The sequence below is a fragment of the Bartonella sp. AP40SXNS genome (assembly GCF_042195825.1).
In the GTDB taxonomy this organism is placed as follows: domain Bacteria; phylum Pseudomonadota; class Alphaproteobacteria; order Rhizobiales; family Rhizobiaceae; genus Bartonella.
The window spans coordinates 27,478-45,078 of record NZ_JBHIPB010000012.1 but is presented as its reverse complement, the minus strand read 5'-3'; the positions used below and the strand labels follow the sequence as shown (position 1 = coordinate 45,078).

The window sequence follows — 17,601 nt, the reverse complement described above, 5'->3', positions numbered from 1 at the left end:
CTCACTGGAATCAATCGCCAATTCCGGCTCTTTGCCATCAGAACCAAGAGAAGTTGCTTCGCGTTTGTCATAATCAAAATGATTGCGCCCCGTGATAACAGCCAAATCTCCTTTGACCTGTATGGGACCCCCGACACTGATCTTGCGCGAAACAAGATCAAAAATATCTAATGCACTCCCATCAGCCCCACGAGAACCTATGGTGATATCACCACCCTCAACACGCAATCCACTCAAAGCGCCATCGGCTCCAATGATCGGTTGTCCAGTCGATAAAGTCACCCGTGGTGTATTAATAAAGCCACAACCGTTACAGGTAATCCCATTGGGATTGGCGATAATAACATCCGCCATATGCCCATGTACTTCGCTCACGCCTTCAAGACGCGAGTGATTGGCACTCACCACTTCATTAAGAATAACCTTTGCTGCACCGCTATAACGCAAATTGCCGTTGCCAGGCACCAATCCCCCAAGCTGTGAACGCGAAACCTCCTCAGTCGAATTGTTCAAAATCACGCCATGGGTATCAACATTGAAACTGTCATATTTGTTATGAGAAAGACCCTGTCCATTGGGGCGAACAATATCAATCAGCGGCACATCATTGCCGGCTTTCCCCACCGTGGGGCGGAAAACAGAGCCAACCCCATCAGCTGCTTTAATCCCTTGGCTCTCTTAGAAACGCTTTCTTGCTCGTGAATGATTGGTTGGTTAGTTTCTACCATTTCGATTTGCTCTGATTGGCTTTCAACATCACATTCGATTAGCTCGTCAATAAAATCGATTGTTTCTAAATCTTCAAAATCAATTTCTTTTTTTGATAAAATGTTAGTTTTATTTTTTTTATAATGGCAATGAAATCAATTTAAACCGTGCAATTTTTCACATTGAAAATGGCACTGGAATTTTTGTTGAAGCTGTTGTTGAAAAAAACATTGAAAATAGTCCTGCTCTATCAATCGGTACACTCAATCTTAAAGATCCAGAAATCCATGCTGATGTATTATTAAATGATGGTATTTTGGGGAACAAAATTTCTTGGCAAGATGAAAAAGATAAAAATGTCTGGAATAATAAAAAATTAAGGAGATAGCCAACGGTAGCTTCACCTTAAATGCAGATTATTCCACTTTAGAAGGAAGAACAAACATTGCAAAAAAGAGAAACGTACGCTTTAACCTGAAAAACGGTACACTATGGATCTTAAAAAACAGCACACAAGAAAAAGATGCTGAGGGCAATCTGCTTGATATCGCTCAAAGATCACGTTCTGATATTTCTGTTCTGGGTCTCGAAAACAGTTCTCTTGTTTTTAAAGAGCCAACAGAAAATTATTACCACACATTGCATATAAACTCTGGAAACCCAGATACCAAAGCCATCTATAATGCAACAGGCGATGCGCAAATTCCTTTCGATACTTGATAGAGTGATGGTAAGTCAATAGCAGAGCAAAGAACCGATCGACTTCTGAATAAATGGAATGTTTCAGGAAATACAAATACTCTTGTTAATTTAAAAGGAAAAACCACTCAAAAAAACTTCTGATATTGAGAAAAATGTACGGGGACTTTCTCTTATCCAAGTTTCTGGAATAGCCGAAGAAGGCTCCTTCAAACTAACCCATGGCTATACCACAATAGGTGGTTCACCTGATAAATATATGCTCCGTGCCTATGGGCCAAACTCAAGCCAGGACAAAGCTGATATAAAATAAAATCTGTTCGATGAGAAAAGTAAAGGTTTCTGTGACTTTCGTCTACAACCTGAATTTCTTAATTCTAACCCAGGTTCTAATTCTCATCCTGAAGCAAATGTGCATTCGCCTGTACCACAAACGGCAAGCTATTTGCTATTTGGTCATGCCAAATGCTCTCTTGTATGCTGGATTGACCGATATGGCAACTGTTAGCCAATATGCGAACATCTGTTTTAGGGAAAGAATAAGACAAACGGAACGGCTTCTTCTTATACTTCTATGGAGAAACAGGAATCTTATTTTCTGATGAGTAGTGCTCCTAGTAAATATGGTTATAGCAGTGCTAATCTTCACTATGCTGCTCTACAAGGAGCCACTAACTTTGTCGCGCAGAAGGGAAAAATATCTACAACACATTTGGATCTTGTAGAAACCTATGGACAACTCTCTTTCACTCCAAAGAATATACAAGACAGCGAGTAAGAGCACTGTGGATAAATGGTCACTCACAACCTATGGAACCATACAACATGACAGTGGTTTCTATCTTGATACGCTGTTATCCTATGGCTTCCTAAAGGGAAAGATCACCAATGCCCTCATTAGTACAACCGCAAAATTGAAAAATGCAAAAATGTTGGCGATCTCCACAACTGTTGGCAAACAATTTGCAACGGGTATTCAAGGCGTAACATTCGAACCGCAGGCACAGCTTGCCTATTAGTATTTGATGTTTGATACCATTAAAGATGCTGATAATCTGACCATTGAGATGCAAAATCCTTCTCAATGGATAATCCGTGTTGGTGCACGTTTGACAAAAACCATTGCCACTAAAAACAGCCGTCCTATGTCTTTCTATGGAAAAGTAAACTTGATCAAAACCTTTGGTGATGATCAGGCACTCCATATCGATAAGGACTATAAACGTGACCCCTCAGGAACTTCCCTTGAAGGTGGGTTTGGTATTAAGTGCACAATTGTCCGCTAACCTCTCCCTTCATGGTGATGTCAGCTATCAACAAAAGTTTCAAAAAACTGGTATAAGTGGTGCAAGCTTTTCAGGAGGAATACGCTATCAGTTTTAAACCAAGATTGTAAAAAACAGCCTATTCAATTTAACAAAAAGGCAGCATACCTCTGCCTTTCTGGCTTATTATAAGCGTTTTTTTAATAGAAAACAGTGAAATATTTGAAGACAGTTATTTAACATTGGATATTTTTTACAAAAAATTCTTTTTATAAAGAATAAAACTGTAAAAAAGAGAATAACCAAAAACAAAATGATATTGTAAAATAATGAGAAGCTATTTTAGAAAATACAGCATTAATATCTTTTGTTATTTCTCACAAATTTAATGCTTAAAATCTCAAAATAAAACTTTTGAACATAAAATGATAAGTAAAAATAATGCAACAATATCAAACAAAGGGATGTATGTTATAAGTTACTCGTATATTTCAAAATGCGAGTTCTAATAGGATTTAAAATATTATAGCTCAAACACTGCCCAGTAAATTCATACTGAAAAAATCCTATTATCCCCTTCCCTCTTAATAATGCCGCCAAACATCTCTAAAAACTTTAAAACAAATAAAATTGCACTTTCTCTTCTGTAAAATTGATCATGCTCTTTGCTCTCTATGAACAATAGGCTCTATACTTGCTTCAAAAAACTCCTTTGTATAATCGTGTTGCGCATGTAGATTACGCAATTCATCATTGCTAAGCTCTTCAAGAATAATCCCTTTATGCATAATTCCAACACGTTCACAAATATGTGCAACAACAGCAAGATCATGGGATACCATTAAGTAAGTAAGCTTTTTTCTCACGCGCAGTGATTTCAACAAATTTAAAATTTCAGCCTGTACCGACACATCCAATGCAGATGTTGGCTCATCAAGCAATAACACCTCTGGCTCAATAATTAAAGCACGTGCAAGAGCAATACGCTGACGCTGCCCTCCAGACAACTCATGAGGATAACGATAAAGAAATGAAGAATCTAAACCAACGGAATCTAAAGCATCCTCCACACGCTCTCTTTGATTATCCATCCCATGGATTTTGAGCGATTCAGAAAGAACCGTATGGACCATTTTTCTTGGATGCAGCGAAGCATAAGGATCTTGAAAAACCATTTGAATACAGCGTAAAAAATCCTTACTTCTTTTCTTTTCAACTTCTTGTCCAGCAAAAAGGAACTTTCCACTATAATCTGGAATGAGCCCCACCAATGTATTCAAAATAGTTGACTTTCCACATCCAGATTCACCAATCAAACCATAAGCTTCACCACGCTTAATATGAAAATTAACATTTTTAACAACTGTTACTGCCTTATGCCTGTGCCCAAAAGTTACAGATAAATTAGAAACATCAATAATATTCTCACAATTTGTCATGAGGAACCTCCTCAACACCATTAACAATCGTAGGATTATACAACCAATCAGGATCACGCTCAGGAACAGCCAAAATATCAACTGGATTATCAAGCCGTGGCAAACTCGCGAGCAACGCCTTTGTATAAGGATGACAAGCGTGAGACAAATCAGAAGCAGGCAACTCTTCTAACACACGGCCCGCATACATCACCAAAATACGATCACAAAAATCAGCAATCATATTTAAATCATGACTAATGAAAATAAGTCCCGTTCCAGATTTTGTCACAAGTTCATCTAATACAGATAAAACTTGTCGTCTGACCGTAATATCAAGTGCAGATGTTGGCTCATCGGCAATAATTAAATCAGGTTTTGGAATGAGCATCATTGCAATCATCACGCGCTGCCCCATCCCCCCAGATATTTCATGAGGAAAGAGACGCATCACATGTTCAGGATCACGAATATGAACAGATTCTAACATAGATATGGTGCGCTCCCTCGCTTCAGCTTTTGAAACACGGTAATGAATACGGTAAGCCTCCATAATCTGTTCCCCGATCCGTATTAATGGATTAAGTGAATATTTTGGATCCTGTAAAATCATTGAAATACGTTTCCCACGGATTTTTCGCATCTGAGGTTCACTTGCAGCCAATAAATCAACATCCTCAAAGCGCATTTTTTTAGCTTTAACAATGGCTGCTTTTGGACTCAACCTTAGTATTGCGCGCCCAGTCATCGATTTTCCAGATCCGGATTCACCAACAATTCCAATTTTTTCTTTTCCAACAGAAAAACTAACGCCACGCACAACTTCTGAAATGCCGCGCGTTGTAGGAAAAGAAATACGTAAATCTTCTACTTCTAATAATTTATTACCCATTGCGTGGATCCAATACATCACGAAGACCATCACCTAAAAGGTTGAAAGCAAGACTTGCAAATAATATTGCACAGCCTGGTATTGCCGCCAACCACCAATTTGTCATCATAAATTCCCGCCCTGAAGAAAGCATCGCACCCCATTCAGGACTTGGAAGTTGAGCTCCCAACCCTAAAAAACCAAGACCAGCAGCCGTTAAAATAATTCCAGACATATCCAAAGTTAATCGTACAATCACTGAAGGAATACACATGGGTGCAACATGAAACAAAATAATTCGCCAAGCAGAGGCCCCTTGCAGGCGAACTACAGAAACATAATCAGAAGAACGTATTGTCAAAGTCTCAGCACGTGCTAAACGTGCAATTGGTGGCCATGCTGCAATTGAAATTGCAATAGAAGCATTTTCGATCCCTGGTCCCAATGCGGCTGAAAATGCAAGAGCTAAAATCAAACCTGGAAAAGCAAGAAAAATATCGACAATGCGCATGAGCACAGTATCAACCCATCCGCCCATATAACCAGATACAGTTCCAACAATAAGCCCTATTGGACCTACAATAACTGTTGTAAGAAAAACAACATAAAGAGTAATACGGGAACCAAAAACAAGGCGACTAAAAATGTCACGTCCCAATTCATCTGTTCCAAAATAATGCGCCATAGAGGGTGGCTGCAACCGATGCCCTAGATCATTGCTAAGAAAATCATGCGTAGCAATCCAAGGAGCAAAAAATGCACATATGATAATAATACAAATAATAAGCAGACCGAATACAGCCGAAAAGTTATGAAAAAACTTAGCCAGTGCGTGATAAATTCTTTGTATGTTCGCTTGAATTATGGAGTTTGGAACAGGATCGTTTAACCAACTACCCAAAGAAGATGATGATTGCGATTTATGATGATTACTTACTGTCATATTCAACGTGTCCTTGGATCAAAAATGCGATAAAGCAAATCAGAAAATAAATTAATGGCGACAAAGATAAATCCTACAAGCAAAGTACATCCTACAACTGCATTCATATCTCCGGCTAAAAGAGCATTTGTCAAGTAATGTCCAAAACCAGGCCAAGCAAAAACTGTCTCAGTTAAAACAGCCCCTTCTAATAAAAAAGCATAAGAAAGTGCAACAACGGTAATAATTTGAACAGCAGCATTTCGAAAGGCATGCCCCCAAACGGTTCGCGCCCACGATAATCCCTTTACACGTGCAGTAATGATATATTCCTGATTAAGCTGCTCAATCATAAACCCACGAGTCATACGGCTAATATAAGCCATAGCACCGAAAGCCAAGATCAAAGCAGGCATAATAACGTGACTAAAAACATTACCAAAAGCCTCCCATTGTCCTTGGCTTGCAGTATCCCAAAGGAAAAATCCTGTTTTTGGTTCAAAAGAATATTCATAAAGAAAATCAAGTCGTCCTGGGCCACCAATCCAGCCAAGCTTGGCGTAAAATATTAACAACGCCATTAATCCGAGCCAAAATGTTGGAGTAGAATAACTTACAAGTGTAAAAACACGGACAACATAATCAATAAATGAATCGCGATACATTGCTGCAAAAACACCAAATGGAATTCCAAGACTTGTGCCAATAACAATAGCAACGGTTGCAAGCTCTAATGTTGCAGGAAATACACGCATAATATCGGCTAGAACAGGTCGCCCAGAAGTTAAAGCATCTCCAAAGTCAAGCAAAAATACATTATGAAGATACTTCCAATATTGGACAATCAACGGCTTATCAAGACCCAGCTTATAATACATTGCATCATAAGCTTCCTGACTGATATTATCACCAAGAATAGACAGAACTGGATCTAGAGGAAGAAGATGACCAAGAAAAAAAGTGATCGTCACCAACCCAAGCAATGTGATAAAAACTGAAATAAGAAGTTTCAATCCTTTGCATAAAAAATCCCATAAAAATAATTTTTTCTGCTTTTCTGATACAGCTCTTTCAGTCTCTGAAAGTGGCAAAACCATTATAAAAATCCCCTCTGTAGCGACAAAACATAAAGCAAATACCTTTTTATATAACAAAACAATCTCTTATTAAGCATGTTCTACAATCCTTTTCTATAACATGCTTCTTTTTATTTTTCTGCTTCATTGTAATAAAGTCTATAACTGTTCCAAATCCATTTTTTGACATCAGGCCCCATACCAACGGTATAATATGTCTGAAATAAATAAACCATAGGACCATGCTCTAGCACATAATGCTGTAAAGTACGATATTGCATGATACGCTTATTGGGGTCTTTCTCAAACAAAGCATCCATCACCATGTTATTAACATTTTCATCATAATACCCAGCGCGCCAAGCTAAATACATATTGTGCTTTTTTGTAAATGTTGGATCAGGGTTAAACACGTGATTTAATGAAGCAGGATGTCCATCAGGATCGGCACTCCCCCACCCCATAAGTGCAGTATCATAATTTCCACCACGTACACGGCTCAACAATTGATTTTGTGCCATTTTTTCAATTGTAAGCTCAACACCAATTTTGCGTGCATTGGCTTGAATAGACTGTGCAACAGACGACATATAACTAAGGCTTCCAACTAAAAGATTAGCTTTAAACCCATTAGGATAACCAGCTTCAGTAATCAGTTGTTTTGCTTTTTTCAAATCCAACTGAAAAGGCAACCCTTCTTTTTCATCCAACGCACCTGGAACACCCAAGGACATATAAGTTGCCCGAGGAATAGCAATCCCTTTCAAAACAGTTTTCCCAAGACCTTCATAATCAACTAAATAACGGAGTGCCAATCTGACCTTTTCATTCGCAAAAATTGCATTCTTATTATTTAACGATAGGTAAATAATCTGCGGACGCAAAACACGACTAATTTTGACTGGCCCTCCCTTTTTTTCAAGATCTAAAATATCCTCTGAAGAAAGATCACGCACTATATCCACATCACCTTTTTCCAAAAGAAGTCTTTGACTTGATGAATCCGCCACATGCTGCACAACAATCTGCTTAATTTTAGGCACATCGCCCCAATAATGTTGTGTCGCCTCTAACACAACTTTATCTCCTGGAGACCAGCTCACCAATTTATAAGGTCCAACACAAGCTGAATGTGTTGCTAAATATTTATTCCCCATATCACCTTTAATACTCTGTGCTTCAATTGTTTTCCGATCAAGCAAAGCAGAAGCATAAGATTGTCCTATAACAGTCAATATGAGCTGAATAGGATAGGGTTTATCTAATTTTAATTGTAAAGTCTTATCATCAAGAGCCTGAATATTTGTTTCAATATTGTTTTTGGTAAATCCATAATCCATTAAAGATTGAGCATAGCTTAATCCTAATTTTATAATCCGTCGCATCGACCATACCAGATCTTGCGCTGTAGCCGTCCTTCCGTCATTAAACTTTAAATCATCACGAAGATGAAAGACTATTCTTTTGCCATTATCTAAAACGTCCCAAGATTTTGCCATAGCAGGACGAATTTTTGTAGGATCATGCTCATCATATTGTACTAACGCGCTGCAAATATTCGTCAATAACTCACTCGTCACAACCTCAACAGTTTGCGCTGGATCAAAACTACTAATTGAATCAATATTCCATGCCATTACCAATATATCTTTAGATGAGGCACTGAATGCCGATGTTACAGCCCCATTAAAAAAAACGATTGAGCTTAATAAAATAGAAATTTTTTTTAATATTCTTTGTTTTCCCATTTTATCTCTTCCTTTTGTATTCTTCTACCTTTTCACACAAAGTGATTGTGATTTTGCTCTTTCACCTTTTAAATAGCATAGCATTAGACATCAATTTCATTTAATCAAACTAAGCATCTATAAAATAATTTTCTTATACATCAGTCTATATTCGGGATGCAGAGAATCTATAACCATAAACAAAGATCCTCCCCAATATAACTTTCTATATTCATCGCTCCCTATAAACGATCTTAATTATATACTGCTACTACACAAACATCCCTCACGTTTCATCCTTAAAAAACTGAAGAGCTTTATATGGGAGAATATTTTCATCACGCAATTATGATTAAGCTGTTTTTAGCTTTGATAACACTAAAAAGACACACTTATTTTTCAATTTTACTATAAAAAATACGTGGCGCACTATTCCAAACCCATTTTTTGACATCAGGTGTCATCGCTATAGCGCTATATTGCTGATAAATAAACGCATAAGGTCCTTTTTGCATCAGTTCACGTTGTAAATCAGCATAAAGTTGCGCCCGTTTTTGCGGATCTTTTTGAAACAATGCCTCTTCAACTTTTTGATTCATCTCGGCATCAAAATACCCATGCTTCCAACTAGGATAGGCGGTATTTTTTGCCTCAAACCGATTATCAGGGTTATAAACAAGACGTGAAGCCATTGTATGGGGATCCGCAGAATCGTTATTCCATCCGAGAAAAGCCGTATCAAAAGCCCTTGCATTCACTTTTGAAAACAACTGTGTACCTGCCACACGTTCAATTTTAAGACGCACCCCGGCCTGTGCAGCACTATCCTGGAGTGACTGAGCAAGTAACAAAGTATAAGGAGCATTTGATACGAGAAAATTTGCCTCAAATCCATTCGGATAACCAGCCTCTGCTAAAAGCTGCTTGGCTTTTGCAACATCAAATGTAAAGGGTTGCCCCTCTTTTTCATCCAGAGCCCCAAAGTTACCAAGAGGAATAAAACTTGCCCGTGGAACACCAATCCCTTTGAGAAGTTTCTTGCCAAGACCTTCATAGTCAATAAGATAACGCATCGCCAAGCGTACTTTTTCCTTAGCAAAAATGGGATTTGTCGTATTAAATCCCCAATACATCATAGTTGGTTCTAACACTCTATCAACTTTAATATCTGTTGTTTTTTGCAGATCTGCAAGATCTTCAGGGGTCAAATTACGAGCAACATCAATATCATGTTTTTGCAACAACAAACGTTGTGTTCCTGACTCCACAACATGACGAATGAGAATCTGCTTCAGTTTAGGCGCTTGTCCCCAGTAGTGGGAACTTGCACGTAACAAAAGCGCTTCTCCAGGGCGCCAACTTTTTAACTGATAAGGACCAACACAAGCGGCATGACTCTTCAAATACTGATTTCCCAGATCGCCATCTTTTTCGTGCTTCATAATCGTCTTACGATCAAGCAAAGCTGTTGCTGGACTTGCAACAATATTATTAAGAATAAGCTCTGCTGGATAAGGCTTATCAAATTTCATCACCACTGTTTTCTTATCTGGGGCTTGCAAAGCATCATCAACATTTTGCTCTGTAATTCCATATTCATTAAAAATTGCCGCATTGGTCATCTTCAATTTGACAATCCGCTTCATACCCCAAACAAGATCATTGGCATTGGCTGATCGCCCATCATTAAACTTCAAACCATCACGCAAATGAAAAGTAATCACCGTACTGTGATCATCCCCTGAAACATCCCAATGTGTAGCTAATGCCGGAACCATTTTAGCAGGATCATCCGTTGCGGTACTGACCAAACTATCACAAACATTGCGAACAATTTCACTTCCATAAACATCATTAAGTTGGGCGGGATCAAATGTACTAATTGCATCAAGGTTCCAAGCCATCAAAAGAGTATCAGCCGGTGTTTTTGCTGAAACTTGTTGTGCAACTATCCCCAAAGCTATAAAAGCAGAAACAAGAGAGCTGCTATTCTTTAATATCTTTTTCTTCAAGTTCATAAACTTTCCCCTTTATTTATTTTTTATCAATTAATGACGCTGAAATAATATAGCAAATTTATAATTATAACATTGAATAAATACGTTTTAATCGCCTATATTTCTAATCACCTATACAGAGTCATCATAAATTCATTGACTTACGTCTCAATAAACCATAGCAAACATGCAATATATGTTTTGCTAACCAGTATTACATTCTTTTCATAACATCTTTGCATATGATAATGCACTATATCAGTTCCCTATTAATCATCAATAAGCCTTGTCGCCCCAAAAAAATAGTGAGCTTTTAAAAAATCATTACGCAACAATTTATGAATTCATTATTCTATTCCTTTAGGCGATATTTAAAATAAAATATGCAAACTTTAAAAATAGTCATCCCCCTCAAACACTCAATTTCAAGATACGACGCATCTTTATTACATGACCAAAACGGCACTGAAACAGCAGAAAGACATAAGAAAATATCTTTTCTAAAACGCCACCCCCACAAAAATCTGCTTAATCTTTTGAAAACTAAGTGCCAAAAGTTTTACGTTTTTACCAACAAAACCAAACGCGTTAACAAAGATAAAGGAAAAATGAGAAGAATCATTCCCTCCACGCTTTATCTTTTGAGATAATAAAGCTTACAATCAAAAAAATATACACTAAAATGTATCTCCCCATTGATAAAAACAAAACTCATTAGACGCTCCCCCCAAAGACATAACGAATATAAACCCTTCTAAACTTTAGTGTGCATCATTGCTTTACCACTATAAAGATAGAACAGAAAACAACATACCGCAATAGAACTCTCGTTTCCAGCGGAAACATACAGAGATTCAACGAAGCAATGTAGTGGATACAAACTTGCATAAGCTTCATCATCTTCCAAAAAATTGGAGCGCACACGCGGCAAGATCACACTCTAATAGAGAAAAGCTATCAGATAATAAAACCTAACACAAGCAGCTTGAGTCATTTAACTTCAATTTTTCATCGCTGCATTTCATTTTTATTGCTTAGGTAAGCATTGAGCAATCGATCTATATACAAATAACCAACAGCCATACAAGCAAAGTAAAAGAATGCAACAACAGCATCCCCATCTAAAAAACACTTTGCATTCGTCAATAAACATGAATAAAACATTCATTAATTATAACGGTCATGTCATTAACAGAAATAAAAACACCTATTCTGAAACCATTACCAATGCTAAAGACTGTTGCACAACATTGAGAGCTAGTAAATGTGTGATGATGCCGATTTGTTCCTTCATAAGCTTAAAGATGGAATGCACAATGGGTTTACTATCATACCATTCACGAACAGCGTTGCAAAATGGGCTTTGGTGTAACTAGATGTTTCTTTAAAATATACAAGACATTACCATTATCTAACTTCAGATACATGACAATTAGATATCACTTCTTTTTGCATCTGTTTTTTCATCTTCAAAATTATCGCTTTGTCGTTTTGATTGCCAACAACCGTAAAAAATCATCAATCTTGTATAAGTTTGTATATTTCAATTATCTTATACAATGGAGTGCATAATCTGTACATTTATTAAATAATTCAATTATTAGCCTATTGATCATTGCTTTCACGAACGCGACTTTACCAATTTATCGACAAAAACATCCTTCAAGATGATCATTGACAATCCCTACGGACTGCATAAAAGCATAACAAATCGTTGGACCAATAAATGTCCAGCCACGTTTCTTTAAATCTTGAGAAAGACGAAGAGAAGCAGGTGTTATGGGATGAGCCAACAGTGTTTGAAAGTCTATCTTTTCATAATGTTCTGATTGTGGTGGCTGAAAAGACCAAAAATAGTGGGACAAACTCCCCCACTCTATTATAATTTCTTGTGCTCTAAGTGCATTATTAAGTACTGATCGAATTTTTCCTTGATGGCGAACAATATCTTTGTTCTGCATCAACATTTGCACCTTTAACTCATCATAATGAGCAATTTTTTCAAAATCAAAATGATCAAATGCAATGCGAAAAGAAGAGCGTTTTTTTAAAATTGTCAACCAAGAAAGTCCAGCTTGAAAACCTTCAAGACAAATTTTTTCAAACAAACAAATATCCTCTACAACAGGCTTTCCCCATTCATTATCATGATAAGCACAATAAAGTGGATCAGTTCCAGCCCATGCGCAACGAATTTTTCCATCCACTCCCTTAAGAAGACCTTCCGCAAGCATAGCACTCACCGTAAAACAGAACGCCACCCAGTTGCACATTCACGGGCTCATTTAAAAAAACATCTCTCAAAGAGCACCCACTTCCATTTCACGGCGTCGACCATGAATGGTATAACGATAAAACCATTGAGCACCCCCATCTTTACGTTTGTGAAGAAGAAAGCCAGCACCATCATTATATTTGCCATCCCCCAATGATGCAAACAGACCTTGCATTAAAACGGTTCATAAGAGCCATTTTTAGTCCTTTCTTGTACAGTTTTTACCCTCATGGGGCCCCCACTTGTAATGTGCAAGCAAGTGGTTTTGATTGATTCAAGATACACATATTTGCAATGAGAGAATCATACGTTATTCGGAGCTCTAATTCAATATGAATAGTGCTAAATTATCTAATATAAATCAATATATTGTTGTATTCAAAAGAGGGTTCCTTGATCATCGCTAGACGATTTTATTTGCTTGTGTTTTGAACGTTTAGCGGAAACAGGCTCTTGTGTTGCAACACTGATATCACCATCAAAAAAACGTAAATTTATTTGCCCCGTTTCAGGAATCTGTACCAACCGTTTGATGGGCTTATTCTCTTTCCCCAAAGCCAAAACAAAGCCGCGCTCCAAAATATTCTGATACGAAGTGCTTCTTAAAAGCCTAGAGGCTACCTCTAACCCAGCCCGTTGTTTTTCAACATTGCGCACAAAAGCACGCTGAAGACGTGCAGTATATTCCTTCGTATTGTGTTCTGCTTTTTCAGTATTAAGTAAACGCAGTGAAAGACGCACACCAAGTGCATGAAAAGAAAAACGTTTTTTATCATAGCTTACACAAAGAGCACGCTGCAAACGACTTGAAATTTCATCAAAACCTCGCCGTGGTAGAGCAAAAAGTTGATCAGCAGTCGGAAGAGCTCTTAGAGTAGCACGCAGTTTTTGTCGATAAAAATCAAAATAACGCGCAAGTCCCGTACGCAAACGTGCACCAAGCGATGCCACTAGCACCTCGAGATCAAGCTTAACAGGAACAGCCCGCTCTGCTGCGGCTGTGGGAGTTGGAGCGCGCCAATCAGCCACATAATCAATCAAGGTCCAATCCGTTTCATGCCCAACAGCAGAAATAACAGGAAGAGAAGAGTTATAAACAGCACGAACAACGGCTTCGTCATTAAATCCCCACAAATCTTCTAAACTTCCCCCTCCCCGCGCAACAATAAGAAGATCAGGCTTAGGAACAACGCCTCCTAAAGGCAACGCATTAAAACCTTCAACAGCAGCAGCGACTTCCCTCCCACTTGTTTCCCCCTGAACACGTACAGGCCAAACCAAAATATGCAACGGAAAACGATCGGATATACGGTGAATAATATCACGAATAACAGCACCTGTTGGTGATGTTACAACGCCTATAATTCGGGGCATATAAGGCAAAGTTTTTTTCTTTGCTTCATCAAATAAGCCTTCTTCTAAAAACTTTTTCTTACGATTTTCAAGAAGTGTCATCAAAGCACCAACCCCTGTTGGTTCAAGAGCTTCAATGACAATTTGATATTTTGATGATCCTGGATACGTCGTAAGTTTACCAACAGCGACCACTTCCATCCCTTCTTCAGGAGGAAATTTGAGCTTTTCCATCACTCCACGCCAAATAACAGCTTCCAACCGCGCCTTATCATCTTTTAAAGCAAAATAAGCATGTCCTGAAGCATGAGCACCACGGTAACCTGATATCTCCCCACGCACCCGTACATAACCAAACTTCTCCTCAACAACACGCTTTAAAGCCCCTGCTATTTCGGAAACAGTAAATTCCGCAACATTCGTTGCACTTATTTTTTCATCAAATAAATTTGCCATTTTTCAATTCACAGAAATTGAAATATTAAGTCCTAACATTCACACAAACACATTTTTAATTTTAATGAAATTAACCTCCTCCCAACATCTCAAAGGATGGAGATTTCTACCAATCCACCGGACTAGCTTCTCACGGGGCAAGTTCCACTTGCTGACCACTCATGCGGTTTCCTGCATAGATGCGACAGCCCAAACCCTGCCCTGTACTGATCACGGTATCTAAAAACACTTAATATGTAAAGCTTTTCATGCCTTATATCACCGCTCTAAACAACAGTGTTTTATGGCGTGATAGGATAAAAGAGCTCTTTAAATAGCGTATCTTGAAATTACATTCTATACACAACATATCAATGCGTTACCGATAAGCTTCAACGTTTTGCAAAATTCTTACCCCCCATACAAAACGCTGAAGTTATCATGATTTCATTCTTGTTGTATTTTACAGCATTAAAATCCACTTATTTTTCAATTGCACTATAAAAAATACGTGGAGCACTATTCCAAACCCATTTTTTGACATCAGGTGTCATCGCTATCGTATGATACGTCTGATAAATAAAAGCATAGGGTCCTTTCTGCATAAATTCACGTTGCAAATCAGCATACATTTGCGCCCGTTTTTGTGGATCTTTTTCAAATAAAGCATCCTGAACCTTTTGATTCATCGTTTCATCCAAATACCCATGGCACCAACTAGGATAGGCGGTATTTTTTGCCTCAAACCGATTATCCGGATTGTAAATAAGACGTGAAGCCATTGTATGAGGATCAGCAGAATCATTATTCCATCCGAAAAAAATCGTATCAAAAGCACGTGCAGAGAGTTTTGAAAATAATTGCGTCCCCACAAAACGTTCAATTTTAAAGCGCACTCCCACTTTTTTTGCATTATCTTGGAGAGACTGAGCAATAGGCAAAGCAAAAGGATAAGGAGATGCCCCTGCAAAAATATTGGCCTCAAAACCATCTGGGTAACCAGCCTCAGTTAACAGCTGCTTTGCTTTTTGCAGATCAAGTTTAAAGGGTTGTCCTTCTTTTTCGTCCAAAGCTCCAAAATTACCAAGAGGAATAAAGCTTGCCCGTGGAACACCAACATCTTTAAGAAGCGTCTTACCGAGTCCTTCATAGTCAATAAGATAATGCATCGCCAAACGCACTTTTTCATTGGCAAAAATTGGATTCGTCACATTAAATCCCCATATGATTACAGATGGCTCTAATACTCTTGCAACTTTAATATCCGTTGTAGCTTGGAGATCTGCTAAATCCTCTGGCAACAAATTACGTGCAACATCGATATCGTGTTTTTGCAACAATAAACGTTGTGTTCCAGGCTCCGCAACATGGCGAATTAAAATCTTATTTAATTTAGGTGCCTCACCCCAATAATTGGAGCTTGCACGCAACAAAATCCCTTCTCCAGGACGCCAGCTACTTATCTGATAAGGACCAACACAGGCAGAATGGCTTGCCAAATACCGATTTCCCAGATCACCATCTTGTTCATGTTTCATAATTGTCTCTCGATCCAACAAGGCAAGAGTACGACTAGTGGCAAAATGGCTAAGAATGAGCTCTGCTGGATAAGGTTTATCAAATTTCATCACCACCGTTTTCTCATCCGGTGCTTGAAAAGCCTCATCAACATTTTGTTCTGTAATACCATATTCATTAAATGTCGCCGCAGTAGCCATCTTCAATTTAACAACCCGCTTCATGCTCCAAACAAGATCATAAGCATTAGCAGAACGACCATCGTTGAACTTCAAACCATCACGCAAATGAAAAGTGATCACCGTTTTCTGATCATCACTTAAAACATCCCAGCTTTTGGCCAAAGAAGGAATAACTTTAGCTGCATTATCTTTAGCGGGGTCAACTAAATTATCACAAACATTGACAAGAACTTCATTCCCATAACGATCATTGATTTGCGCTGGATCAAATGTACTAATTGAATCGAGATTCCACCCCATCACAAGAGTATCAGCGGGTGTTTTTGCTGGAACCTGTTGTACAACCATCCCCAGTGCTATAAAAGCAGAAACCAGAGAGCTGCTCCTTTTCAATATTTTTCTTTTCAAGCTCATAGACTTTTCCTTTTAAAGTTTATTGTATAAATTTTCCACGCAACACAAACATATTTAAATAATAAAATGAGACGATACATAAACGCCTCAAACAAAGTATTCAAACTTTCAAATACCACTACTTACCAATCACTCCTCCTGCCCACCCTTATAAGCTAAACCAAAACGTGCAATGGCAAACACTTTTGCTATACAATAAACGCTTACCAGTAACAGAGCCTATTCATGAGAGCATAATGCTACGATTAAAGACTAACAAACCTCTATTGTTTTTCTCTCTTGTTAAACAAGTTTCCCCTTGTTTTTTCTGACGTTTTTTTAATGTCATCAAAGCACCCCCTGTTGGTTCAAGTGTTTTAATAATAAAAAGCCTTCATCATAATTTAACGTTTCGATCAAACAGAAAAATTCATCAATTTGCCAAGTACAACGACTTTTATTCCTTCTTCAAAAGGAAACTTGCAATTTCTCATCACACCCCGTAAAATAACACCCTCCAATTGGCATCTTACCATCTTTCAAAGTAAGAAACATAGACACCATAAAAACTGATATTCCTCGTACCTTCTCCATAATAAAACTTTTATTCACCATTGCAAAGTCTTTGCTTCTTCAGCAATGCTAAAATTCCGCGACATTTGTTGCACTGATTTTTGAGCAAATAAATTTACCACTTTTCACTTCACAGAAGTTGAAATATTCAGTTTTAACATCCATACCAACACATCTTTAATGAAAATG

Annotated in this window: 9 protein-coding genes and 3 pseudogenes; 1 reads left to right on the top strand and 11 read right to left on the bottom strand. The window is 38.0% G+C overall.

Annotated elements, in window-relative coordinates; all coding sequences use genetic code 11:
* Nucleotides 1–678 (bottom strand): annotated as a pseudogene (locus ACFILZ_RS08035) (filamentous hemagglutinin N-terminal domain-containing protein); the annotation flags it as partial.
* Nucleotides 679–847: 169 nt separating this feature from the next.
* Between ACFILZ_RS08035 and ACFILZ_RS08030 the strand changes: the two are divergent.
* Nucleotides 848–2,790 (top strand): annotated as a pseudogene (locus ACFILZ_RS08030) (autotransporter outer membrane beta-barrel domain-containing protein); the annotation flags it as partial.
* A gap of 538 nt (nucleotides 2,791–3,328) precedes the next feature.
* Here the strand turns inward: ACFILZ_RS08030 and ACFILZ_RS08025 are convergent.
* The 10 genes and pseudogenes from ACFILZ_RS08025 to ACFILZ_RS07980 all read right to left on the bottom strand — a co-directional run bounded on the left by ACFILZ_RS08025 (nucleotide 3,329) and on the right by ACFILZ_RS07980 (nucleotide 16,860).
* Nucleotides 3,329–4,111 carry an ABC transporter ATP-binding protein gene (locus ACFILZ_RS08025; protein WP_273790734.1) on the bottom strand — a complete coding sequence of 261 codons (783 nt, stop codon included), beginning with the start codon at nucleotides 4,109–4,111 and terminating at the stop codon, nucleotides 3,329–3,331.
* Nucleotides 4,098–4,982, bottom strand: a complete 885-nt coding sequence (locus ACFILZ_RS08020; protein ID WP_273790733.1) for an ABC transporter ATP-binding protein — start codon at nucleotides 4,980–4,982, stop codon at nucleotides 4,098–4,100. Before ACFILZ_RS08020 ends, ACFILZ_RS08025 begins: the two co-directional genes overlap by 14 nt.
* The gene (locus tag ACFILZ_RS08015) at nucleotides 4,975–5,904 is read right to left on the bottom strand and encodes an ABC transporter permease (RefSeq protein WP_273790732.1); all 930 of its coding nucleotides are present in this window, start codon (nucleotides 5,902–5,904) and stop codon (nucleotides 4,975–4,977) included. Before ACFILZ_RS08015 ends, ACFILZ_RS08020 begins: the two co-directional genes overlap by 8 nt.
* A gap of 2 nt (nucleotides 5,905–5,906) precedes the next feature.
* Complete coding sequence (locus tag ACFILZ_RS08010) at nucleotides 5,907–6,980, bottom strand: ABC transporter permease (protein ID WP_375610796.1); 1,074 nt, start codon at nucleotides 6,978–6,980, stop codon at nucleotides 5,907–5,909.
* A gap of 110 nt (nucleotides 6,981–7,090) precedes the next feature.
* The gene (locus ACFILZ_RS08005; RefSeq protein ID WP_375610797.1) at nucleotides 7,091–8,707 is read right to left on the bottom strand and encodes an ABC transporter substrate-binding protein; all 1,617 of its coding nucleotides are present in this window, start codon (nucleotides 8,705–8,707) and stop codon (nucleotides 7,091–7,093) included.
* A 371-nt stretch (nucleotides 8,708–9,078) separates the two neighbouring features.
* Nucleotides 9,079–10,704 (bottom strand): ABC transporter substrate-binding protein, encoded by a 1,626-nt coding sequence (locus ACFILZ_RS08000; protein WP_375610798.1) that lies wholly within the window; start codon nucleotides 10,702–10,704, stop codon nucleotides 9,079–9,081.
* Nucleotides 10,705–12,326: 1,622 nt separating this feature from the next.
* Nucleotides 12,327–12,917, bottom strand: coding sequence for a DNA-3-methyladenine glycosylase I (locus ACFILZ_RS07995; RefSeq protein ID WP_375609564.1), 591 nt, complete (start codon nucleotides 12,915–12,917; stop codon nucleotides 12,327–12,329).
* 8 nt (nucleotides 12,918–12,925) lie between these two features.
* Nucleotides 12,926–13,155, bottom strand: a pseudogene (locus ACFILZ_RS07990) (Arm DNA-binding domain-containing protein); the annotation flags it as partial.
* A 181-nt stretch (nucleotides 13,156–13,336) separates the two neighbouring features.
* Complete coding sequence (gene xseA, locus ACFILZ_RS07985) at nucleotides 13,337–14,767, bottom strand: exodeoxyribonuclease VII large subunit (protein ID WP_375610799.1); 1,431 nt, start codon at nucleotides 14,765–14,767, stop codon at nucleotides 13,337–13,339.
* Between the two features lie 461 nt (nucleotides 14,768–15,228).
* On the bottom strand, nucleotides 15,229–16,860 hold the full coding sequence (locus ACFILZ_RS07980; protein ID WP_375610800.1) for an ABC transporter substrate-binding protein: 1,632 nt from the start codon (nucleotides 16,858–16,860) through the stop codon (nucleotides 15,229–15,231).
* Between the last annotated feature and the right edge of the window lie 741 nt (nucleotides 16,861–17,601).

Excerpts from the sequence above, each read along its gene's own strand:
- ACFILZ_RS08005 (WP_375610797.1), bottom strand. The coding sequence starts at position 8,707 with ATGGGAAAACAAAGAATATTAAAAAAAATTTCTATTTTATTAAGCTCA.
- ACFILZ_RS08020 (WP_273790733.1), bottom strand. The coding sequence starts at position 4,982 with ATGGGTAATAAATTATTAGAAGTAGAAGATTTACGTATTTCTTTTCCT.
- ACFILZ_RS08025 (WP_273790734.1), bottom strand. The coding sequence starts at position 4,111 with ATGACAAATTGTGAGAATATTATTGATGTTTCTAATTTATCTGTAACT.
- xseA (WP_375610799.1), bottom strand. The coding sequence starts at position 14,767 with ATGGCAAATTTATTTGATGAAAAAATAAGTGCAACGAATGTTGCGGAA.
- ACFILZ_RS08000 (WP_375610798.1), bottom strand. The coding sequence starts at position 10,704 with ATGAACTTGAAGAAAAAGATATTAAAGAATAGCAGCTCTCTTGTTTCT.
- ACFILZ_RS07980 (WP_375610800.1), bottom strand. The coding sequence starts at position 16,860 with ATGAGCTTGAAAAGAAAAATATTGAAAAGGAGCAGCTCTCTGGTTTCT.
- ACFILZ_RS08015 (WP_273790732.1), bottom strand. The coding sequence starts at position 5,904 with ATGACAGTAAGTAATCATCATAAATCGCAATCATCATCTTCTTTGGGT.
- ACFILZ_RS08010 (WP_375610796.1), bottom strand. The coding sequence starts at position 6,980 with ATGGTTTTGCCACTTTCAGAGACTGAAAGAGCTGTATCAGAAAAGCAG.
- ACFILZ_RS07995 (WP_375609564.1), bottom strand. The coding sequence starts at position 12,917 with ATGCTTGCGGAAGGTCTTCTTAAGGGAGTGGATGGAAAAATTCGTTGC.